This is a genomic window from Cupriavidus sp. OV096, assembly GCF_900115455.1.
In the GTDB taxonomy this organism is placed as follows: Bacteria; Pseudomonadota; Gammaproteobacteria; order Burkholderiales; family Burkholderiaceae; genus Cupriavidus.
The window spans coordinates 537,496-558,771 of record NZ_FOWM01000003.1 but is presented as its reverse complement, the minus strand read 5'-3'; the positions used below and the strand labels follow the sequence as shown (position 1 = coordinate 558,771).

15 protein-coding genes and 2 tRNA genes are annotated in these 21,276 nt (G+C 66.5%); 8 read left to right on the top strand and 9 right to left on the bottom strand.

Features of this window, described 5'->3' with window-relative positions; all coding sequences use genetic code 11:
* Window positions 1-39 precede the first annotated feature (39 nt).
* The 7 genes from BM115_RS09860 to pgi all read left to right on the top strand — a co-directional run bounded on the left by BM115_RS09860 (window position 40) and on the right by pgi (window position 8,645).
* Window positions 40-1,011, top strand: a complete 972-nt coding sequence (locus BM115_RS09860; protein ID WP_092293100.1) for a TRAP transporter substrate-binding protein — start codon at window positions 40-42, stop codon at window positions 1,009-1,011.
* Between the two features lie 5 nt (window positions 1,012-1,016).
* The gene (locus tag BM115_RS09855; RefSeq protein WP_092293098.1) at window positions 1,017-1,568 is read left to right on the top strand and encodes a TRAP transporter small permease subunit; all 552 of its coding nucleotides are present in this window, start codon (window positions 1,017-1,019) and stop codon (window positions 1,566-1,568) included.
* Complete coding sequence (locus BM115_RS09850) at window positions 1,568-2,878, top strand: TRAP transporter large permease (RefSeq protein WP_092293096.1); 1,311 nt, start codon at window positions 1,568-1,570, stop codon at window positions 2,876-2,878. Before BM115_RS09855 ends, BM115_RS09850 begins: the two co-directional genes overlap by 1 nt.
* A gap of 46 nt (window positions 2,879-2,924) precedes the next feature.
* A complete protein-coding gene (locus BM115_RS09845) occupies window positions 2,925-4,217 on the top strand; it encodes a D-amino acid dehydrogenase (RefSeq protein ID WP_092293094.1) in 1,293 nt (430 codons plus the stop codon).
* 19 nt (window positions 4,218-4,236) lie between these two features.
* A complete protein-coding gene (locus BM115_RS09840; protein WP_177219890.1) occupies window positions 4,237-5,838 on the top strand; it encodes an NAD(P)H-hydrate dehydratase in 1,602 nt (533 codons plus the stop codon).
* Window positions 5,835-6,791 carry a DMT family transporter gene (locus BM115_RS09835; RefSeq protein WP_092293090.1) on the top strand — a complete coding sequence of 319 codons (957 nt, stop codon included), beginning with the start codon at window positions 5,835-5,837 and terminating at the stop codon, window positions 6,789-6,791. Before BM115_RS09840 ends, BM115_RS09835 begins: the two co-directional genes overlap by 4 nt.
* 225 nt (window positions 6,792-7,016) lie before the next feature.
* On the top strand, window positions 7,017-8,645 hold the full coding sequence (gene pgi, locus BM115_RS09830; protein ID WP_092293088.1) for a glucose-6-phosphate isomerase: 1,629 nt from the start codon (window positions 7,017-7,019) through the stop codon (window positions 8,643-8,645).
* A gap of 19 nt (window positions 8,646-8,664) precedes the next feature.
* Here the strand turns inward: pgi and BM115_RS09825 are convergent, their stop codons facing one another.
* Window positions 8,665-9,363 carry an ABC transporter ATP-binding protein gene (locus BM115_RS09825; RefSeq protein WP_092293087.1) on the bottom strand — a complete coding sequence of 233 codons (699 nt, stop codon included), beginning with the start codon at window positions 9,361-9,363 and terminating at the stop codon, window positions 8,665-8,667.
* Here BM115_RS09825 and BM115_RS09820 point away from each other — a divergent pair.
* Complete coding sequence (locus BM115_RS09820) at window positions 9,362-10,087, top strand: arylesterase (protein ID WP_255370755.1); 726 nt, start codon at window positions 9,362-9,364, stop codon at window positions 10,085-10,087. The genes BM115_RS09825 and BM115_RS09820 overlap by 2 nt on opposite strands.
* A 73-nt stretch (window positions 10,088-10,160) precedes the next feature.
* On the opposite strand, the gene BM115_RS09815 is transcribed toward BM115_RS09820, so the two are convergent.
* From BM115_RS09815 to mnmC, 8 genes are all read right to left on the bottom strand, one after another.
* A complete protein-coding gene (locus BM115_RS09815) occupies window positions 10,161-12,104 on the bottom strand; it encodes a SurA N-terminal domain-containing protein (RefSeq protein ID WP_092293083.1) in 1,944 nt (647 codons plus the stop codon).
* A 159-nt stretch (window positions 12,105-12,263) separates the two neighbouring features.
* A tRNA-Asp gene (locus BM115_RS09810) sits at window positions 12,264-12,340 on the bottom strand.
* A gap of 27 nt (window positions 12,341-12,367) precedes the next feature.
* A tRNA-Val gene (locus BM115_RS09805) sits at window positions 12,368-12,443 on the bottom strand.
* A 194-nt stretch (window positions 12,444-12,637) separates the two neighbouring features.
* On the bottom strand, window positions 12,638-15,049 hold the full coding sequence (gene lon / locus BM115_RS09800; protein WP_092293081.1) for an endopeptidase La: 2,412 nt from the start codon (window positions 15,047-15,049) through the stop codon (window positions 12,638-12,640).
* A gap of 258 nt (window positions 15,050-15,307) precedes the next feature.
* Window positions 15,308-16,585 carry an ATP-dependent Clp protease ATP-binding subunit ClpX gene (clpX, locus tag BM115_RS09795; RefSeq protein ID WP_092293079.1) on the bottom strand — a complete coding sequence of 426 codons (1,278 nt, stop codon included), beginning with the start codon at window positions 16,583-16,585 and terminating at the stop codon, window positions 15,308-15,310.
* Between the two features lie 243 nt (window positions 16,586-16,828).
* Window positions 16,829-17,479: an ATP-dependent Clp endopeptidase proteolytic subunit ClpP gene (clpP, locus tag BM115_RS09790; protein ID WP_092293077.1), complete on the bottom strand. Its 651-nt coding sequence runs from the start codon at window positions 17,477-17,479 to the stop codon at window positions 16,829-16,831.
* Between the two features lie 126 nt (window positions 17,480-17,605).
* On the bottom strand, window positions 17,606-18,961 hold the full coding sequence (tig, locus tag BM115_RS09785) for a trigger factor (protein ID WP_092293075.1): 1,356 nt from the start codon (window positions 18,959-18,961) through the stop codon (window positions 17,606-17,608).
* 161 nt (window positions 18,962-19,122) lie between these two features.
* Window positions 19,123-21,141, bottom strand: coding sequence for a bifunctional tRNA (5-methylaminomethyl-2-thiouridine)(34)-methyltransferase MnmC2/FAD-dependent 5-carboxymethylaminomethyl-2-thiouridine(34) oxidoreductase MnmC1 (gene mnmC, locus BM115_RS09780; protein WP_092293073.1), 2,019 nt, complete (start codon window positions 21,139-21,141; stop codon window positions 19,123-19,125).
* Window positions 21,142-21,276: the final 135 nt, after the last annotated feature.

Genomic DNA, 21,276 nt, shown 5'->3' with positions numbered 1-21,276 from the left:
TCGGGCAGGCGCCCACGCGCAACACCAGGAGAGATCGAGATGCGAGTCAAGGCAATGGCAGTTGCGGCGGCAGCCCTGCTGCTTGGCAGCACGGCAGCATGGGCGGACACCAAGTGGGACCTGCCCACCGGCTATCCGGCCACCAACCTGCACACCGAGAACCTGCAGCAGATGGCCAACGACGTGGAAAAGGCCACCGGCGGCAAGCTCAAGATCCTGCTCCATCCCAATGGCTCGCTGCTCAAGGCCAACGAAATCAAGCGCGGCGTGCAGACCGGCCAGGTGCAGATGGGCGAGATCCTGATGTCCACGCTGGCCAACGAGAACCCGGTCTTCGGCGTGGATGCCGTGCCATTCCTGGCCACCAGCTACGCCGATGCCTTCCAGCTCTGGCAAGCCTCCAAGCCGGTGACCGAGAAGGTGCTGGACCGCCAGGGCATGAAGCTGCTCTACGCCGTGGCCTGGCCGCCGCAGGGCATCTACGCGAACAAGCCGATCAACAGCGCCGCCGACATGAAGGGCCTGAAATGGCGCGCCTATAACCCGGCCACGTCGAAGATCGCCGAACTGGTCAGCGCCCAGCCCGTGACGATCCAGGCGGCCGACCTCGCCCAGGCACTCGCCACCGGCACGGTCAACTCGTTCATGTCCTCCGGCGCCACCGGCGTGGACACCAAGGTCTGGGAATCGGTCAAGTACTTCTACACCGTGGACGCCTGGCTGCCCAAGAACATGCTGGTGGTCAGCAAGAAGGCCTTCGCCGCGCTGGACAAGCCCACGCAGGACGCCCTGCTCAAGGCCGTGGCCGATGCCGAGAAGCGCGGCTGGCAGGTTTCCGAGCAGAAGACGCGCGACTACCTGGCCACGCTGGCGAAGAACGGCATGACCGTGGCACCGCCCTCGCCCCAGCTGAAGAGCGATATGCAGAAGGTTGGCCAGGTCATGGTCGACGAATGGGCCAAGAGCGCCGGCGACGACGGCAAGGCCATCCTCGGCGCCTACAAGAAGTAACCCCCATGACCACTCCGTTGCCTGACAAGCGCTGGCTGGATCGCTGGCTGGACTTCTGCGCCGTGCTGGGCGCGCTCTGCATCCTTGCGGTGTGCATCGTCATGATCGCCATGTCGATCTCGCGCGAGACCACCATCACGCTCAAGGGCGGCGACGACATCGTCGCCTGGCTGTGCGCCGCCTCGGCCTTCCTCGTCCTCGGACAGACCTTCCAGCACGGCGGCATCGTGCGCGTGGAGATGCTGCTCGAGGCCGTGGGGCCGCGCCGCCGCTGGATGCTGGAGCTGCTCTCGCTCTCCATCTGCCTGCTGTTCGCCGGCTACGCGTCCTGGGCGCTGGGCACCTTCGCCTGGCAGAGCTGGGATATTGGCGATGTGTCGCAGGGGCAGATCGTGATTCCGCTCTGGATTCCGCAGAGCTTCGCCGTGATCGGCGCGGTGGGCTTCCTGCTCGCCGTGGCCGACGAATGGCTGCGCGTGGTGCGGCGCCTGAAGCCGCGCTACCAGCTGGCGCAGGAGGCCAAGCTGGCGTCGGGCGACTTCGGGGAGACGATCTGATGAGTACCGTTGTCGTCGCATTGATCCTGCTGGTCGTGCTGGTGGTCTTCCTGGCGGTGGGGACGTGGATTCCGGTGGCCATCGCGGCCACCTCGTGGGTGGGGCTGGTGGTGTTCTCGGACCACGATGCGCTGGTCAACCTCGCCAACGCGTGGTGGTCGTCGAGCGCCTCCTACACGCTGGCCTCGCTGCCGCTGTTCGTGTGGATGGGCGAGATCCTGTTCCGGACCAAGCTGTCCGAGCAGATGTTCTCGGGGCTCTCGCCCTGGCTCAACTGGCTGCCGGGCCGGCTGATGCACGTGAACATCCTGGGCTGCGGCATCTTCGGGTCGGTGTCGGGCTCGTCAGCGGCCACCTGCGCGACCATCGCCAAGTCGGCGCTGCCCGAGTTGACCCGGCGCGGCTACGACGAGCGCATGACGCTCGGCTCGCTCGCCACGGCCGGCACGCTGGGCATCCTGATTCCGCCGTCAATCACCATGGTGGTGTACGCGGTATCTGCCGATGTGTCGATCATCCGCGTGTTCCTGGCCGGCTTCCTGCCCGGGCTGCTGCTGATGGTGCTGTTTTCGGGCTACATCGTGGTCTGGGCGCTGATGAACCCGAAGCGCGTGCCGCCCGCCGAGACCTTCGGCTGGCGCTCGCGGCTGGCTTCCATCCGCCAGTTGATGCCGTGCATCGTGCTGATCGCGTTCATCACCTGGATCATGATGGCCGGCTACTCCACCGCCACCGAGGCTGCGGCCTATGGTGTGGTGGCGTCGCTGGCGCTGGCCTGGATGGGCGGGTCGCTCACGCGCCGCGCGTTCTGGGACAGCCTGATGTCGGCCACGCGGCTCACGGCGATGATCATGTTCGTGCTGGGCGCCACCTCGTTCCTCTCGGTGACCATGAGCTTCACGGGCATTCCGCGCGCGCTGGCGGAGTGGGTGGCGGCGCTGCACCTGTCCCCGTGGGCACTGATCGGCGTGCTGACGATCATCTACATCGTCCTCGGCACCGCCCTGGACGGCATCTCGATGATCGCCCTGACCACTGCCACGGTGCTGCCGATGGTGCAGCAGGCCGGCTTCGATCTGGTATGGTTCGGCATCTTCATCGTACTGCTGGTGGAGATTGCCGAGGTCACGCCGCCGGTCGGGTTCAACCTGTTCGTGCTACAGAGCATGACCGGCAAGGACAGTAACTACATCGCCCGGGTATCGCTGCCATTCTTCATGATGATGGTGCTCGCCATCGCCATCGTGACGGTCTGGCCGGCCGTGGTCACGTGGCTGCCGGACGTGGTGATGGCGAAGGAGCTGAAGTAGCGGCGGCGCCATCGAGGGTTCATCGACACAGGGACAAACCGCCAAGATGCATGTGATTGTGATCGGTGCCGGCGTGATCGGCGTGTGCTCCGCCTGGTACCTGCGCCAGGCCGGTTTCTCCGTGACGGTGCTCGAGCGGCGCGGCGCGCCGGCGCAGGAGGCCAGCTTCGGCAATGCCGGCGTCATCGCGCCGGGCTACGTCACGCCGTGGGCCGCGCCGGGCATGCCGGGCAAGGTCCTGCGGACGCTGTTCCAGCGCGAATCCCCCGTTGTCTTCCGGCCCAGCGCCGATCCGGCCATGTGGCGCTGGATCGGCCGCTGGCTGCGCGAGTGCCAGCCGGAGCGCTACCGCGCCAACAAGCTGCGCATGCAGCGCCTGGCGTTCTACAGCCGCGACTGCCTGCATGGGCTGCGCGAGGCGCTGGAGATCGAGTACGAGCAGTCGCGCGGCTATCTGCAACTGTTCCGCACCCAGCGGGACCTCGACCTCGCCGCGCCGGCGCTGGCCGTGCTGCGCGAGAACCGCGTGCCCCATCAGTTGGTCGATGCCGCCGGCTGCCGGCGGATCGAACCCGGCCTGGCTGCCGACACGGCACTGGCGGGCGGCCTCCATCTTCCCGAAGATGAATCGGGCAACTGCCCGATGTTCGTGCGACGGCTGCACCAGCACGCCGAAGCGGCGGGTGTGCAATTCCGGCTCGATACCGATGTGGCCCGGCTGCGCCCCACTGACAGTGGCGGCCTGACAGTCGAACTGGCCGCTCCGCGCGGCGCCACGCCCGAGACCCTGCAGGCGGACCGCGTGCTGGTGGCCGCCGGCGTCGGCAGTGCCGCGCTGCTGCGCCCGCTGGGGCTGCGCGTGCCGCTCTATCCGGTGAAGGGCTATTCGGCCACGGTCATGGTGCGCGACGAGCTACAGGCGCCGCTCGCCGCCCTGATGGACGAGTCGTACAAGGTGGCCATCACGCGCATGGGCAACCGGCTGCGCGTGGCGGGCACGGCCGAACTCGGCTCGCGCCGGCTGGACCCGCGCCCGGCTGCGCTCGACACGCTGATCAAGGTGGCGCGCGACTGGTTTCCGGTGGCGGGCCACTACAACGAGGCCACGCTGTGGGCCGGCGCCCGGCCGATGCTGCCGGACGGCCCGCCGCTGATCGGCGCCACGCGCGTGCCCGGCCTGTTCCTGAACCTCGGCCATGGCTCCACGGGCTGGGCGATGGGCTGCGGATCGGGCAAAATCGCGGCGGACCAGATTGCCGCCAGCGCGGGACAAGGCGACGGACCGGCCATCGACATGGACGGCCTCACCCCTGCGCGCTACGGCCTGGCCTCCGCTTGATACTGGCCTGATGCCGACCATGACCGCCTCGCCCTCCCCGTCTTCCCCACTGCCTGACTGGCTGCCGCTCGACCCCACCGGCACCGACGCCACGCCGCTTCATGACGTGGCCACGATCCGCGAGATCGAGCATGCGGCGCTGGCGGCACTGCCCGCCTTCACGCTGATGACGCGCGCCGGCCATGCCGCCGCCGACTGGCTGGCGCGGCAGGTGCCGGAGGGCCGCATCGTCCTGCTGGCTGGCGCCGGCAACAATGGCGGCGATGCGCTGGTCGCGGCCACGCGGCTGCACCAGTCGGGGCGGCAGGTCGAAGTCTGGCTGACTGCCGAGACCGACCGGCTGCCGCCCGATGCCTCGCGTGCCTGGACCGAGGCCCGCACGGCCGGCGTGCCGCTGCTGGCCGTGCCGGCCGACCCGTCCAACACCACCGCTGCCCTGCCGCCCTGGCCGGCGGGCTGCACTGCCCTGGTCGACGGCCTGCTCGGCATCGGCCTGAACCGCCCGGCGGACGGCAACGTGGCGCGCTGGATCGATCATGTGAACGCCGCCGGACTGCCGGTGTACGCGCTGGACATTCCAAGCGGGCTGTCCGCCGATACCGGCGCGGGCCGACCGGCCATCCGCGCGCGCCGCACGCTGACCTTCATCGCCGCCAAGCCGGGCTTGCTCACGCTGGACGGCCGCGACTGCGCAGGCGAGATCGACATCGCCCCGCTCGGCCTGCCCTATCCGCCGGCGCAGGCCGCCATCGCCCATGTGAACCTGCCGGGCGCATTCCGCGATGCGCTGCCGGGGCGCCCGCATGCGGTGAACAAGGGCACCTTTGGCTCGCTGGCGGTGCTCGGCGGCAGCCACGGCATGGCCGGGGCGCCGCTGCTCGGCGCGCGGGCGGCGCTGCATCTGGGCGCGGGGCGCGTGCATGTGGGCTTCCTCGCCCAGCCGGCGCCGTTGATGGACCCGGTCCACCCCGAACTGATGCTGCACGATGTGGCCGACATGGCCGTCGAGACCATGTCCGCGCTGGTCATCGGGCCGGGCATGGGTACCGGCGGCGCGGCGGGCAAGCTGCTGGGGCAATGGATCGACACCTGCGCCAAGGCCAGCCCACCCCCGCCGCTCGTGCTCGACGCCGATGCGCTGAACCTGCTGTCTGGCGACAAGACCCTGGCCGATGCGTTGCGCGCCAGCGGCGTGCCGCACGTGATGACGCCGCATCCGCTGGAAGCAGCGCGGCTGCTCGGCTGCACCGTGGCCGAGATCCAGCGTGACCGCCTTGGCGCCGCGCGCGCGCTGGCCGCCGCATGGCAGGCCACGATCGTGCTGAAGGGCTCCGGCACGCTCATCGCGGCGGCTGGCGTGGACAGCATCGCCATCAATCCGACCGGCAACGCCGCGCTGGCCACGGCCGGCACGGGCGATGTGCTGGCCGGCATGATCGGCGCGCTGCTGGCGCAAGGCATGGCGCCGAAGGACGCCGCCTGCGCGGCGGTCTGGATCCATGGGTGCGCCGCCGACCGGTTGGTCGCCAGCGGCACCGGCCCGGCGGGCATGACTGCCAGCGAACTCTATCTGCCCGCCCGCGACATCCTCAATGCGCTGATCCAGGGCCGGACGGCATGACCCAGGCCGCCAGTCTCACCACGGGCGACGATCCGCGCCGTCGCCTGCTGACCGGCATCGCGCTGCTGGTGCTCGGCCAATGGATCCTGAGCCTGCTCGACGCCACCGGCAAGACGCTGACCCAGCAGGGCCTGCCCGTGGTCGCGGTGGCCTGGGTGCGCTATCTCGGCCATGTCGTGGCCATCTTCCTGTTGCTGGGGCCGACGCGCTGGCGGCTGCAGTATCGGCCCTCGCGGCCACGCCTCCAGTGGCTGCGCGGCGTGCTGATGCTGGCATCGACGCTGGTGTTCTTCAGCGTGCTGCGCCTGATGCCGCTGGCGCAGGCCACCGCCCTCAACTTCTGCGCGCCGCTGTTCGTGGTGGCGCTATCGCCGTGGCTGCTCGGTGAGCGCCCGGGGGCGCACGCGCGCTGGACGCGCTGGATCGGCGTCGCCATCGGCTTCGCCGGCATGCTGGTGGTGGTGCGGCCCGGCGGCGAACTGAGCACGCTCGGCGTGGGGCTGGGGTTGCTGTCCGCGATGTTGTTCGCGCTGCTGCAAATGCTGACGCGCCACATCGCCGCCCATGACGCGCCGATGACCACGCTGATCCAGAGCGGCGTGACCGGCGCGGTGCTGACCACGCTCATCGTGCCATTCTTCTGGTTCGAGGCGGTTCCCACGCCGGCGCAGGCCGCGCTGCTGCTGTCCGCCGGCATCACCGGGTCACTTGGGCATTACTTCGTGATCCGCGCGTTCCAGTACGCCGATGCCTCGTTCCTGAGCCCCTTCCTGTACCTGCAGATCTTCTCGGCCACGGTGGTCGGGTACTTCGCATTCGGGCAGTTGCCGGACTGGACCACCGCGCTCGGCATCGCCGTGATCTGCGTGGGCGGCGTCTGCGTGGCCGGCGGCGAGCCGTTGCTGCGCCGTGTGGCGGGCCGGCTCGCGGCACGCGCCCGTCCCCGCACTTGAGGGGCAGCAGGGGAACGCACCACGTCGGACAATGTCCGATAAAACACGGACGCCATGGCTGCTAAGGTAGCGTGTGCGTCCGCCCATCCGCCCTTGGTGACGCAATCGGAACAAAAGACGGGAAAGATCCGTCCGTTACCGCGCATGTACCGCCAAATTCCGGCGATATACTACCGCTGCCCGCCACGCCGGGCGTTTGCCCCCCTGAGACAAACCGAACACCGCATGCCGACTGAACTCCACGCCTGGACCGCCCTTCGCCAACACCACGACGCCATCCGCCATACGCCGATGCAGGACTGGTTTGCCGAAGCCGAAGCCGCCCGGCGGGTCGAGGACTTCTCGCTGGAAGCCGCCGGCCTGTACCTGGACTACTCCAAGAACCGCATCACGTTCGAAACCTTCGCGCTGCTGATGAAGCTGGCCGAGGAAGCCGGCGTGACGCAGCGCCGGGACGCCATGTTCGCGGGCGAACACATCAACACCACCGAAGACCGTGCCGCCCTGCACGTGGCGCTGCGCGCGCTGCCCGATGCGCCGTTCAAGGTCGATGGCGTCTCCGTGATGCCGGCCATCCATGACGTGCGCTGCCGTATGCAGGACTTTTCCGAACGCGTACGCGGCGGCGCCTGGACCGGTTCCACGGGCCAGACCATCACCGATGTCGTCAACATCGGCATCGGCGGGTCTGACCTCGGCCCGCGCATGGTCTGCCGCGCGCTGGCGCACCTGGGCGACCAGACCGGGCCGCGCATCCACTTCGTCTCCAACGTAGACGGCACCGAACTGGCCGAAACGCTCGTCCGACTGAACCCGGCGCGCACGCTGGTCATCGTCTGTTCCAAGACTTTCACCACGCTCGAGACCATGGCCAACGCGCGCAGCATGCGCGACTGGTTCCTGCGCAACGGCGTTCCCGAGAACCAGCTCGCGCGGCATTTCGTGGCGGTGTCCACCAATCGCGAGGCCGTGACCGAGTTTGGCATCGACCCCGCCAACATGTTCGAATTCTGGGACTGGATTGGCGGCCGCTTCTCGCTGTGGTCTTCAGTGGGCCTGTCGATCGCGCTGGCCGTGGGCTTTGATGCCTTCGACGACCTGCTGCTCGGCGCGCGCGCCATGGACGATCACTTCCGCACCGCCCCGCTGGCGCGCAACATGCCCGTGGTGATGGCGATGCTGGGCATCTGGTATCGCAATTTCTTCGGCATGCCGACCAGCTGCATGGCGCCGTACTCGACCTCGCTCGAACTGTTCCCGGCGTTCCTGCAGCAGCTGGAAATGGAGAGCAACGGCAAGTCGGTCCAGCTGGACGGCCAGCCGGCGCACGTGCAGACCTCGCCCGTGGTCTGGGGCACGGCCGGCACCAATGGCCAGCACGCCTACTTCCAGATGATTCACCAGGGTTCGCAGATCGTGCCGGTCGACTTCGTGGCACCGCTGGTGCCGCCGCGCAGCCTGCCCGGCCATCATGCCAAGCTGCTGGCCAACTGCTTCGCGCAGGCCGAGGCGCTGATGCGCGGGCGCAGCGCCGAGGAGCTACGCGCGGCCGGCATGACCGACGAGGACCGCCTGCCCCACATGGTGTTCGAGGGCAACCGCCCGAGCAACACGCTGCTGATGGAAGACCTGACGCCGCATGTGCTCGGCGCGCTGATCGCGCTCTACGAGCACCGCACGTTCGTGCAGGGCGTGGTGTGGAATATCAATTCGTTCGACCAGTGGGGCGTGGAGCTGGGCAAGATCCTTGCGCGCCCGATCGAGGCCGAACTCAATGGCAGCGCCCAGGCTACGCACGATGCGTCCACGGCGGCGCTGATCGCCCGCGCGCGCCCCGTGCTGGCGCGCGGCTGACGCCGCGCCCGCCGGAGCGTCAGACTTCGGTGCCCATCCACTCGTCGCTGGCCACGCGGCCGGCGTCGATGGTCAGGATGCGGGCGCAGCGCGCCGCCACGGAGCGGTCGTGCGTGACCAGTACCAGCGTGGACCCGGCATTGCGGTTCAGCTCGAACATCAGCGCGATCACGGCCTCGCCGGTGCTCGTGTCGAGGCTGCCGGTCGGCTCATCGGCGAACAGGATGTCCGGCCGGGCGACGAACGCCCGCGCCAGCGCCACGCGCTGCTGCTCACCACCGGAAAGCGTGCGCGGATAGTGGGTCAGGCGCTTGCCCAGGCCCACGCGCACGAGCATTTCCGTGGCACGCTCGCGCACGCGGTCGGTCTCGCCGCGCAACTCGAGCGGCAGCATCACGTTTTCGAGCGCTGTCAGGTGGCCCACCAACTGGAACGACTGGAACACGAAGCCCACGTGCCGGCCACGCAGCGCGGCGCGCTGGTCTTCATCGAGCGTGAACAGATCCTGGCCGTGCAGCCGCACCGAGCCCGTGCTGGGCAGGTCCAGGCCCGCCAGCAGCCCCAGCAGCGTGGATTTTCCCGAGCCGGACGCGCCGACGATGGCCAGCGTTTCGCCCGGCGTGACGGAAAACGAGACGTCGTGCAAAATCGTCAGCGAACCTGTCGTGTCGGCAACGGTCTTTCCGAGTGACTCGACAGCGAGAATGGAAGAGGACATGAGCGAGAGGATTGGATACGGTTGGCGCCCCAGGGCGCTGGCGGCGTGCGGTGCGATGCTGGGCGCGGCGATGTTGATGGCGGCGCTGCCGGCCGGCGCCCAGGCTCAGGCCCAAACTCAGGCCAGGCCAACGGCCGCGAAACCGGCTGCCACCGCTGCGCCCGCGGTGCTGGTGCTTGGCGACAGCCTGTCGGCCGAGTACGGCATCGCGCGCGGCACCGGCTGGGTCAGCCTGCTGCAGGACCGCCTGCACAAGGAGCGCCTCGATTATAGCGTCGTCAATGCCAGCATCAGCGGCGAGACCACGTCGGGCGGCAAGACGCGCCTGCCGGACCTGCTCGCCCGGCACAAGCCGGCCGTGGTGGTCGTGGAGCTTGGCGCCAACGATGCCCTGCGCGGTCTGTCCCTGCAATCCACAGAAACCAACCTGCGCGGCATGCTGACGGCGGCGCGCCAGGCGGGCGCCGGCGTGGTGCTGGTCGGCATGCGGATTCCGCCGAACTACGGCCCCGACTATACCGAGCGCTTCTTCGCGCTCTACAGCAAGCTGGCCAGCGAGTACCGCGTGAGTCTGGTGCCGTTCTTCCTCGACAAGGTGATCGCCCGGCCCGAGTGGTTCCAGGACGACCGCATTCATCCCACCTCCGCCGCCCAGGCCACGCTGCTCGACAATGTCTGGCCGCAGTTGCAGCCGCTGCTGAAAGCGCCGGCGAAAAAGCGCTGAGATCGTCCTCCCCAAACAAAAAACCCCTGCTGGTCGCTGACCGCAGGGGTTTTTTGCTGGCAAGCCGCGCCGGTTACTGCGCTGCGCCTTCGCTGGCCGGTACGTCGGTGGCCGTGATCGGACGCAGGATCTTGACCTTCGCCCGCGCCTTCAGCGTTTCATAGTAGGCGGCGAGTTCGGCCTGGCCGGCCAGTTGGGCCAGCTGTTGCGACTCGGCGTCGCGCTGGCCCGGGTTCGCCTGGGTCGGCGAGCTGACCTTGCCGATGCGATAGATCGCATAACCATCCGCACCGAGGTCCACGCCGACCACAGCGGGCAGCTTGGTCGTGTCGGCGCGCATGACGGCCTCGACCGCCTTCGGCGACAGGCCGTCTGCCTTGGTACGCGACACCGTCACAGCCTGGCCGAAGCCGGCAGCGCTGTCGGCCTTCTTCAACGCTTCGAGCTTGGCTTCGCCATCCTTGCGGGCCAGTTCGGCAGCCTGCTGGGCGACGTAGGCCTGGCGCACCTGGGCTTCCACGTCCTCGAATTTACGCGCGGTCGCCGGGCGATAGTCGACGATACGTGCCGCCACCAGCGTGGTCGGGCCCACCTGCACCGCTTCGGTGTTGCGCTTGTTCTTGAGCGCGTCGTCGCTGAACAGGGCCTTCAGCACCTTCTCATTGTTGAGCGGGTTCTGCGCGCCCAGCGCCAGGTTCGGCGTGCGGGTGACGTTGTCGGCGGTCTGGATCGTCAGCTTGAACTTGTCGGCGGCCGGCTTGAGGCTTTCGGACTGCTCGTAGACGGTGTTGCCGAAGGCATCGGCCAGCTCCGTGTACTTCTTGCTCGCCAGTTGCTTCTTGAGTTCGGCTTCCAGTTCGGGGCGCACGGCCTCGAGCGGCTGCGTCTCGGCCGCCTTGATGCCGGTCAGCTTGATGATGTGGTAGCCGTAGTCGGTTTCCACCACATCGCTGATCTGGCCGTCCTTGAGCGCGTACATGGCGTCCTCGAACGGCTTGACCAGCGCGCCGCGGCCCATGAAGCCGAGGTCGCCGCCCTTCTCCGCCGAACCCGGATCCTGCGACTGCTTCTTCGCCACGTCGGCGAACGTCTCAGGATGCTTGCGCAGGTCTTCCAGCAGCTTGGTGGCCTTGTCCTTCGCGGCCTTGCGGTCGGCTTCCTTGCCGTCCTTGGGCGCTGAGATCAGGATGTGGCTCGCACGGCGTTGCTCGTCGGTCCGGAAACGCGCGATGTTGCTCTCGTAGTAGGACTTGAGCTCTTCCGGCGTCACGGTCTGGCTCGCGGCCAGGGAGTCGCCGGACAGCACCACGTACTCCACCTTCGCCTGTTCCGGCGTGGTGTAGGCCGACACATGCGCGTCGTAGTAGGCCTTCAGCGCGGCGGCGTCAGCCGTGACCTTGGACGTGAAATCAGCCGGCTTGATCGTCAGCGTCTGCACGTCACGCTGTTGGTCGCGCACGGCGATCAGGCGGTCCAGCAGCGACTTCGGCACGAACGCCGTGGTCCCCACGGCGCCGCCAAGCTGCTGCGTGGCCAGTTCGAAGCGCAGGCGCGCATCGAACTGCTCGGGCGTCATGCCCTGCGTGGCCAGCAGTTGGATGTAGGCCTTGTCGTCGAACTTGCCGTCCGCCGTCTTCAGCTGGGCGATGGCCGGGATGTTCTGGATGGCTGCCGCCACCTGGGCATCGGACACCGTCAGATTCTTCTTGGCGGTGGCGTCGGACACCACGCGTTGCAGGATCAGCTGGTTCACCACGGACTGGCGCGCGGCGGCACCTTCGAACATGCGCGGATCGTACTGATTGCCCAGCATCTGGCGCATGCGCTCGCTCTGGTCGCGCACCACGTTGTCCACTTCCTGCACGGTGATTGCGCGACCATCGACCTTGGCGACGTCGTGCGAGGTATCCATGAAGCGCGAATAGCTTTCCACGCCGAAGAATACGAACGACGGGAAGACAAGCACCAGCAGCAGCAAAAGCATCAGGCGCCGGTTGTTGCGTACGAAATCAAGCATGCTGATTCTGGTAAGGGGTTGGCACGAAGACAAACTCCGCGATTCTAGCAGGTGCCGGGCGCGAAACCGTCATTTGCTGATGCGGCAGCGTCACGTGAGCGGGGAATGGCTGGGAAGACAACAGATACAAAAAAACCCGCATGCGCGGGCGATTTTGCTTGGCGGAGTGGACGGGACTCGAACCCGCGACCCCCGGCGTGACAGGCCGGTATTCTAACCAACTGAACTACCACTCCTGCGTGGGTTCCCTTGGGATGGTGAAGTGGTGGGTGCTGAGGGGCTCGAACCCCCGACCTACGCCTTGTAAGGGCGCCGCTCTACCAACTGAGCTAAGCACCCACTAGACCATCGCGGGCTTGCGCGCCCGCTGGGTAATCTCGCTTCGCACGACTCGGCGGTTACTGCCTGGCTGCCGCTGTTTGCGTTGCGAGGCCGCGATTGTAATACGAGACTTTCCGCGTTGCCAACCCCGGCCGCGCAAAAAAAATGCCGCGGGGGAACCCCGCGGCATCTTCCTGACAGCGCTCGGTCAATCAGTGATGAATCATCTCGACCGTGGCCTTGGCCTTGTCCGCCACCTCGGCGGGCTTGGCCTCTTCCTCGGCCAGCGGCTCGGGCTTGCGCTCGAGTGCCAGCTCCAGCACCTTGTCGATCCAGCGGACCGGCACGATCTCGATGGCGTTCTTCACGTTGTCCGGAATCTCGGCGAGATCCTTGACGTTCTCCTCGGGGATCAGCACCAGCTTGATGCCGCCACGATGGGCCGCCAGCAGCTTCTCCTTGAGACCGCCGATCGGCAGCACTTCGCCGCGCAGCGTGATCTCGCCAGTCATGGCCACGTCCGCCCGCACCGGAATGCCGGTCAGCACCGACACGAGTGCAGTCGTCATCGCCCCGCCGGCCGACGGACCATCCTTGGGCGTGGCGCCTTCGGGTACGTGGATGTGGATGTCGCGCTTCTCGAACATCTCATCCGTGATCCCCAGGCGACGTGCCCGCGAACGCACCACCGAACGCGCAGCTTCGACCGATTCCTTCATCACATCGCCCAACGAGCCGGTACGCGTGATGTTGCCCTTGCCCGGCATGATGGCGGCTTCGATGGTCAGCAGATCGCCGCCCACCTCGGTCCACGCGAGGCCGGTCACCTGGCCCACCTGGTTTTCCTTGCCGGCCAGGCCGAAGTCGTACTTGCGCACGCCCAGGAACTTGTCCAGGTTCTCCGAATCGACCTTCACCGCGCCCGATTCCTTCTTCAGGAGCAGTAGCTTGACCACCTTCCGCGCGATCTTCGACACCTCGCGTTCCAGCGACCGCACACCGGCTTCCCGGGTGTAGTAGCGGATGATGTCGCGGATGGCCGCTTCGGTGATGTCGATCTCGCCAACCTTCAGACCATTGTTCTTGATCTGCTTGGGCAGCAGGTAGCGCGTGGCGATGTTCACCTTCTCGTCTTCGGTGTAGCCCGAGAGGCGAATCACTTCCATACGGTCCAGCAGCGGCGGCGGGATGTTCAGCGAGTTCGACGTCGCCACGAACATCACGTCCGACAGGTCGAAGTCCACCTCGATGTAGTGGTCCTGGAACGTGTGGTTCTGTTCCGGGTCCAGCACCTCGAGCAGCGCCGACGACGGGTCACCACGGAAGTCCATGCCCATCTTGTCGATCTCGTCGAGCAGGAACAGCGGATTGCGCACGCCAACCTTCGACAGGCTCTGCAGGATCTTGCCCGGCATCGAGCCGATATAGGTCCTGCGGTGGCCGCGGATCTCGGCCTCGTCACGCACGCCGCCCAGTGCCATGCGCACGAACTTGCGGTTCGTGGCGCGTGCCACCGACTGCCCGAGCGAGGTCTTGCCCACACCGGGGGGGCCGACCAGGCACAGGATCGGCGCCTTCACCTTGTCCACGCGCTGTTGCACTGCGAGGTACTCGAGAATCCGTTCCTTGACCTTCTCCAGGCCATAGTGGTCTTCGTCAAGCACGCGCTCGGCGTTCGCGAGGTCATTGTTGACCTTGCTCTTCTTGCGCCACGGCAGGTTGACCAGCGTGTCGATGTAGTTGCGCACGACGGTGGCTTCGGCCGACATCGGCGACATCAGCTTGAGCTTCTTGAACTCGGCGTCGGCCTTCTTCTTGGCCTCCTTGGGCATGCGTGCGGCCTTGATGCGCTTATCCAGCTCCTCAAGGTCGGCGCCTTCCTCGCCCTCGCCCAGTTCCTTCTGAATCGCCTTGACCTGCTCGTTCAGGTAGTACTCGCGCTGGCTCTTTTCCATCTGGCGCTTCACGCGGCCACGGATGCGCTTTTCCACCTGCAGGATGTCGATCTCGCCTTCGAGCTGCGAGAGCAGGCTCTCGAGACGCTCGGTCACATTGACCATCTCGAGGATCTTCTGCTTCTGCTCGAGCTTGATCGGCAGGTGCGCGGCGATGGTATCGGCCAGACGACCAGCTTCATCGATGCCCGACAGCGACGTCAGGATCTCGGGCGGGATCTTCTTGTTCAGCTTCACATACTGGTCGAACTGCGACACGATTGCGCGGCGCAGGGCCTCGGTCTCGGCGGATTCGACCGGCGCGGGCGGCACAGGCACGGCTTCGCACATGAAGTGCGAATCGTCCTCGCTCACCTCGGTGATATTCGCGCGTTGCGTGCCTTCCACGAGCACCTTCACGGTACCGTCGGGCAGCTTCAGCATTTGCAGGATATTCGCGATGCAGCCAACCTCGTACAGGTCGTCAGCCGTCGGCTCGTCCTTGGCAGCCGTCTTCTGGGCCACGAGCATGATGCTCTTGCCCGACTCCATCGCAGTCTCAAGCGCCTTGATGGACTTCGGGCGACCCACGAACAGCGGGATCACCATGTGCGGAAACACCACCACGTCGCGCAGCGGCAACAGTGGGAGGCGAATCGGCTCAGCCGGGAGGAGTTGTGTTCCGGACATCATTTTCCCCAGTCAGTCATTTAAGGCGTAAATAGGGTCACGGGAATCGATTGCAAGGTACCGCCCCCGATTCTTTGTGCCGTCATGCCGCGCGAAAAAGTGCCGCGCAAAGCACCTGTGACCCACTCTGAAACAGCATACCCGCGTTTCCTCCCGTTCGTATCGTCGAATTGAAGAAAAAAAGCCGTTCGCTTTCAGGCGAACGGCCGCTTGATTTTTAAGCCGGTGTGGCATGCACCACGTAGGCCGGCGCGTTCGTCAGTTGGACCCCGCAACCTTGGGCTGCTGCTCTTCGTACATGAGCAGCGGCGGTGCATCGCCGGTGATCGTATTTTCATCGATCACCACCTTTTGCACGCCCTTGTAGTTCGGGAGGTCGTACATGACGTCCATCAGCGACTGTTCCAGGATGGAACGCAAACCGCGTGCCCCCGTCTTGCGACGGATGGCCTTGCGTGCGATGGCGGACAGCGCGGCCGGACGAATCTCCAGTTCCACACCTTCCATCGCCAGCAGCTTCTGGTACTGCTTGAGCAGTGCATTCTTGGGCTCGACCAGGATCTGCATCAGCGCGGCCTCGTCCAGCTTGGCCAGCGTGGCCACCACCGGCAGGCGGCCGATCAGCTCCGGAATCAGGCCGAACTTGATCAGGTCTTCCGGCTCGGTCTGGGGCAGCACCTCGCTGACATCACGTTCTTCCTTGCTCTGCACCTGTGCCGCAAAACCGATGCCGGTCTTGTCCGAGCGCTGCATGATGACCTTTTCCAGGCCGTCGAACGCGCCGCCGCAAATGAACAGGATGTTGGTGGTGTCCACCTGCAGGAAGTCCTGATTCGGGTGCTTGCGCCCGCCTTGCGGCGGCACCGAGGCCATCGTGCCTTCGATCAGCTTCAGCAGCGCCTGCTGCACGCCCTCGCCCGACACGTCGCGCGTGATGGACGGGTTGTCGGACTTGCGCGAGATCTTGTCGATTTCGTCGATGTAGACGATGCCGCGCTGGGCCTTCTCGACCTCGTAGTTGCAGTTCTGGAGCAGCTTCTGGATGATGTTCTCGACGTCCTCGCCCACGTAGCCGGCTTCGGTCAGCGTGGTGGCGTCGGCAATCACGAACGGGACGTTCAGCAGCCGGGCCAGCGTCTGCGCGAGCAATGTCTTGCCCGAGCCGGTCGGCCCGATCAGCAGAATATTGCTCTTGGAGAGTTCGACGTCATCCTTCTTGCCAAGATGCTTAAGGCGCTTGTAGTGGTTGTACACCGCTACCGCCAGGATCTTCTTGGCTTGCTCCTGCCCGATCACATACTGATCCAGGCTTTCGCGGATTTCGTGGGGCGTGGGCAGGTCCGAACGCGTGGCGGCCGTGGCGTCCTTATCGGTCGCGGCGGCCTCGTCACGGATGATTTCATTGCACAGGTCGATGCATTCGTCGCAAATGAACACCGACGGGCCCGCGATGAGCTTCTTGACCTCGTGCTGGCTCTTGCCGCAGAACGAGCAATACAGAAGCTTCTCGCTGGATGAACCTTTTTTGTCCGCCATAGGAATCAGTCACATTAGCAGTGTGGTCCCCGCACGGCGGGAGAGCCCCACGGGAAACGCATTAAACGCATCATACGCCAAAACAATTGGCGCAGTCGGCGGCTTCCCCGGCGTGTGGGGCAAAACGCAAAAACGAGGCGCACAGCCTCGTTCCGGTGTAGCCTGCGTCATTTGGCGCAGGCTGTGTGGCGGGAGCCCCGGCGCAGGGCCGTGGGCCGCCCGCTCCGACACACCGGCGTCGGCTCAACCGCGGCGCGAGATGACCTTGTCGATCAGACCGTAGTCCACGGCCTGGTCGCCGCTCATAAAGTTGTCGCGATCGGTGTCGCGGGCAATCTTCTCGACGGGCTGGCCGGTCACTTCCGACAGGATGCTGTTCAGGCGCTCGCGCAGGTACAGGATCTCGCGCGCCTGAATCTCGATGTCCGAGGCCTGGCCACGCGCGCCGCCCAGCGGCTGGTGGATCATGATGCGCGAGTTCGGCAGCGCGCTGCGCTTGCCCTTGGCGCCAGCCGCCAGCAGGAAGGCGCCCATGCTCGCCGCCATGCCCATGCAGAGCGTGGTCACGTCGGGCTTGATGAACTGCATCGTGTCGTAGATCGCCAGGCCGGCGGATACCGAACCGCCGGGCGAGTTGATGTACAGCGACACGTCCTTATCCGGATTCTCGCTCTCGAGGAACAGCAGCTGGGCCACGACCAGGTTTGCGGTCTGGTCGTTCACTTCGCCGACCATGAACACCACGCGCTCCTTGAGCAGGCGCGAGTAGATGTCATACGCGCGCTCGCCCCGGCCGGACTGCTCGACGACCATCGGCACCAGCCCAAGACCCTGGGTTTCCAGAGCAGAGGCCTGCGTCGTGGCGAGACGGTCAAGCAAATCATTGCGGGTCATGCAGGTTCTCCAGGTATTCAGGGAATGCGCCAATCGGCCCCGGCCAGCACTTGCGCGCCAAGCCGGATGCCGCGCAACCGGGGCGCGCCGCGCAATTCGTGCGGCGCGATCCGGTCATGCGAACGCTCAGGCTTGCTGCGCGTTGGTCTCGGCGGTGAGTTCCTCGAACGACACCGACTTGTCCGTGACCTTGGCCTTGTCGCACACGAAATTTACCACGTTGTTTTCGAGCACGTAGGCTTCCATTTCCGCCAGGCGTTGCTGGTCGCCGTAGTACCAGCGCATGACTTCCTTCGGGTCTTCGTAGCTCTTCGCGAAGTCCTCGATTTCCGTCTTGATCTGCTCCGGCTTGGCCTGCAGGCCGTGTGCCTTGACGATCTCGGCCAGGATCAGGCCCAGCTTTACGCGGCGCTCGGCCTGCTGGGTGAACATCTCGGCCGGAATCGGCATGTCCTTGGCGTTCGGCATGCCACGTTGCTCGAGGTCGCGGCGGGCCATTTCCACCAGGCGTTCCTGATCCTGTTCGATCAGGGCCTTGGGCACGTCCAGCTCGCTCACCTTCAGCAGCGCTTCCATGACCTGATCCTTCAGCATGGCGTGCGTGCGGCGCTTGACTTCGCGCTCGAGGTTTTCGCGGATGTCGGCGCGCATCTTCTCGACGCTGCCGTCAGCGATGCCGAGCGACTTCGCGAAGCCGTCGTCCACTTCCGGCAGGTGCGCCCACTCCACCTTCTTCAGCGTGATCGTGAACTCGGCAGTCTTGCCGGCCACTTCCTTGCCGTGGTAGTCGGCCGGGAAGGCCAGCGGGAACGTCTTGCTCTCGCCCAGCTTCAGGCCCAGCGCGGCTTGCTCGAACTCGGGCAGCATGCGGCCTTCGCCCAGCACGAATGCGAAGTCATCGGCCTTGCCGCCAGGGAATTCCACGCCGTCGATCTTGCCGACGAAGTCCAGCGTCACGCGGTCGCCATTCTTGGCGGCGTCATCGGCACCACCGTCGCCATGGGCGCCGGCTTCGCCGCGCACGTGGTAGTGCACGCGCTGCTTGCGCAGGATGTCGATGGTCTTGTCGATCTCGGCGTCGCCGATTTCCGTCTGGGTACGGGTCACTTCAGCCGTGGCCAGGTCGCCCAGCTTGACTTCCGGGTACACCTCGAAGGTGGCTTCGAACGCCACTTCGTCTTCCGACACGCCGTCGGTCTTCAGGTCGAACTTGGGCTGGCCGGCAACCTTCACGTCCTGGGCCTGCGTGATGTCGAAGAACTTGCGGGCGGCCTTGTCGAAGCGCACTTCGAACTCGACCTGCTGGCCATATTGCTTCTCGACCATCTTCATCGGCACCTTGCCCGGGCGGAAGCCGGACATCTTCACCGTCTTCGACAGGCGCACCAGGCGTTCCTGGGTTTCCTTCTGCACTTCGGCCTTGGGAATAGCCAGGGTTACCTTACGGTCCAGCTTGCCGAGGTTTTCAATGACGTTCGACATGGTCGTTAATCCAATCCAGAAATGTAGTTTTAAGCGCAACCGCCTGCGCACCGGCCTGGCCGCGGCCAGTGAAACCTACGGAATCCCGACGCGAACGAAGGGCTTCCGCGCAAACGGAAAACGGGGATTATCGCACGGTTTTTGTTCGCTTCCGGCAGTTTTTACCCTGACGCGTCCGAGGCCGCCCCGGGATCGATAGCCGGCGCGTCCGCCGTGTTGCCGTGCCGCAGCGCCCGCAGCAGCAGCCGGGCGGGGTCGACGGCATCGGCCAGATCCGACTCGATGGGCAACGGTTCGCCCTCGATCTGGCTGGCAATCAACTCCGCGCCCAGTGCGGCCCATGTGAGGCCGCGCGACGCATACGCAAGTGCCGCGTAGAGCCCCGGCATCCGGGGCAGGTCCCGCAGGTGGGCGCCGCGCAGTGGCCCGGACCGGGCCAGCGCCTGCGCCTCATCCGCGAGGAGGCCGATCAGCGGCAGGCGGTTGTGCGTCACGGTGCGCACGCCGACGTAGCCGGTCAACTGCGCGGGATCGAGATGGGCGATGTCGGCGGCACGGTCCGGCAGCAGCGTGGCGAGGCGCTCCAGGTTGGCGGCGTGGACCTCGGGACGCTCGGCCAGCGGGCCTTCGTCAGCGTCATAGCTCGAGCCGATGCGCGCCCCGCCCTCCGGGGCCTGCGGCAGCAGGTAGCCGCCCCCGGTCACCACGCAGTCGGGCCAGCGACCCATCGCCGCGACCTGCGCCGGGGAGAGATCGGTCAGCTGTCCACGCACCCGGCGCAGGGCCAGAAAACGGTTGGAGACGAGCCGTTCGGCCTCATGGGCATTGGCCAGCACCAGGACCGGCGCCTCAGCCAGCACGCTGCCATCGGCCGCCCTCGCCTGCCAGGCGCCATCCACATATTCGATCGCGGCCACCCGGCAGTTGAACCGCGCATCCAGGGCCGCGCCGGCCTTGTCGAGTTGGGCGCGGCAGATGTCGGGCGGCGCCACCCATCCGCCACGCGGGAACCAGAGCCCGCCGCGCGCCACCGTGGCATCGTGGCGCACAGCCGCTTCGGTGGGGTCCATCCACCTGACGAACGATTCGGGGAAGCCCAGGGCGGCCAGCGCCGCCTGCTGGGCCGCACTATCGGCATCACCCTCCCCGATCTGGAGCACGCCGCAGCCGTGCCAGTTCACCGGGTGCCCCGCCGCCGCGAGGGCCGTCCACGCGCGCAGCGCATGAAGATTGCCGGCGCGCGAGAGCCGGGACAGCTGGCTTTCGTCGGGCGACACATGGGCGTGCATGGCCGCCGCGCGATGGCTGGAGGTCTGGCGCGCCGGGCCATCATGGGCGTCGAACAGCGTCACGCGCCAGCCGCGTGCTGCCAGCCGCTCTGTGACCGCGCAGCCGGCCAACCCCGCGCCGATCACAATGGCGTGACGCTTTCGCCACTCCGCAGCGGGTGTCGGGGCATGGCGCCGGTTCTTCCAGGCTGGGGCGAAGCGCGCCACTGTCATGTCGTGCTTGCCGCCGAAACCTGGCGCCTTGTCGACCTCAAACCCGACTGCCTGCAAGCCGCGCCGCACCGAACCGGACGCTGTATACGTAGCGAGCGTGGCACCGGGCCGGGCCAGCCGGGATACCCCCCGGAAGACGGTTTCGGACCACATGTCCGCGTTGCGGGATGGGGAGAAACCATCGAGATAGAACGCATCGGCGCCGAGCGCGAGCTTGGGCAGCATTGCGTCGATATCGCCCAGCGCCAGCGTCAGCGTGACCGCACCGCCTTCGAATTCGAGTCGATGCAAGCCCGGCAGCGCATCGGGCCAGGCCGCTTGCAGCGGTTCGGCGAGCGGTAGCAAATCGCCGAGTCCGGCATGCAGCGCCGCCAGTCCATCGCGCGTAAATGGATGTTTTTCAACGGAAACGAAGTGAAGCCGACGGCAGCGGTGCGGATCGTCGCGCCAGGCTTGCCAGGTGGCGAGGAAGTTCATCCCTTGCCCGAATCCGGTTTCCACGATCACGAACTGGTCGCGCCCCGCCCAGTTGCCGGGCAGACCATTGCCACCCAGGAACACGTGATGCGCCTCCGTCAGCCCGCCTTCCGCGCTGTGATAGACGTCGTCGTAACGTGGCGAAAAGGGAATGCCGTCGGGGGAGAGGATCGGCTCGGCGGACTCGAGGGCACGCGGCATGGCAGGCATCGGCGGACGGGACACTTCGGACGGCAACAGCCGCAGGAACGGGCCGTAAAACGGGCTTCCGGGGGCGGCGGATGGTAGCATAGCGCCCTTCGCGCCACGCGCCCGCCGACGCTTTTTTCGCCGACG

What these genes read in the sequence shown, in the direction of transcription:
- BM115_RS09860 (WP_092293100.1), top strand. Translation starts at nt 40, where the DNA reads ATGCGAGTCAAGGCAATGGCAGTTGCGGCGGCAGCCCTGCTGCTTGGC.
- BM115_RS09855 (WP_092293098.1), top strand. Translation starts at nt 1,017, where the DNA reads ATGACCACTCCGTTGCCTGACAAGCGCTGGCTGGATCGCTGGCTGGAC.
- BM115_RS09850 (WP_092293096.1), top strand. Translation starts at nt 1,568, where the DNA reads ATGAGTACCGTTGTCGTCGCATTGATCCTGCTGGTCGTGCTGGTGGTC.
- BM115_RS09845 (WP_092293094.1), top strand. Translation starts at nt 2,925, where the DNA reads ATGCATGTGATTGTGATCGGTGCCGGCGTGATCGGCGTGTGCTCCGCC.
- BM115_RS09840 (WP_177219890.1), top strand. Translation starts at nt 4,237, where the DNA reads ATGACCGCCTCGCCCTCCCCGTCTTCCCCACTGCCTGACTGGCTGCCG.
- BM115_RS09835 (WP_092293090.1), top strand. Translation starts at nt 5,835, where the DNA reads ATGACCCAGGCCGCCAGTCTCACCACGGGCGACGATCCGCGCCGTCGC.
- pgi (WP_092293088.1), top strand. Translation starts at nt 7,017, where the DNA reads ATGCCGACTGAACTCCACGCCTGGACCGCCCTTCGCCAACACCACGAC.
- BM115_RS09820 (WP_255370755.1), top strand. Translation starts at nt 9,362, where the DNA reads ATGAGCGAGAGGATTGGATACGGTTGGCGCCCCAGGGCGCTGGCGGCG.
- BM115_RS09825 (WP_092293087.1), bottom strand. Translation starts at nt 9,363, where the DNA reads ATGTCCTCTTCCATTCTCGCTGTCGAGTCACTCGGAAAGACCGTTGCC.
- BM115_RS09815 (WP_092293083.1), bottom strand. Translation starts at nt 12,104, where the DNA reads ATGCTTGATTTCGTACGCAACAACCGGCGCCTGATGCTTTTGCTGCTG.
- lon (WP_092293081.1), bottom strand. Translation starts at nt 15,049, where the DNA reads ATGTCCGGAACACAACTCCTCCCGGCTGAGCCGATTCGCCTCCCACTG.
- clpX (WP_092293079.1), bottom strand. Translation starts at nt 16,585, where the DNA reads ATGGCGGACAAAAAAGGTTCATCCAGCGAGAAGCTTCTGTATTGCTCG.
- clpP (WP_092293077.1), bottom strand. Translation starts at nt 17,479, where the DNA reads ATGACCCGCAATGATTTGCTTGACCGTCTCGCCACGACGCAGGCCTCT.
- tig (WP_092293075.1), bottom strand. Translation starts at nt 18,961, where the DNA reads ATGTCGAACGTCATTGAAAACCTCGGCAAGCTGGACCGTAAGGTAACC.
- mnmC (WP_092293073.1), bottom strand. Translation starts at nt 21,141, where the DNA reads ATGCCGCGTGCCCTCGAGTCCGCCGAGCCGATCCTCTCCCCCGACGGC.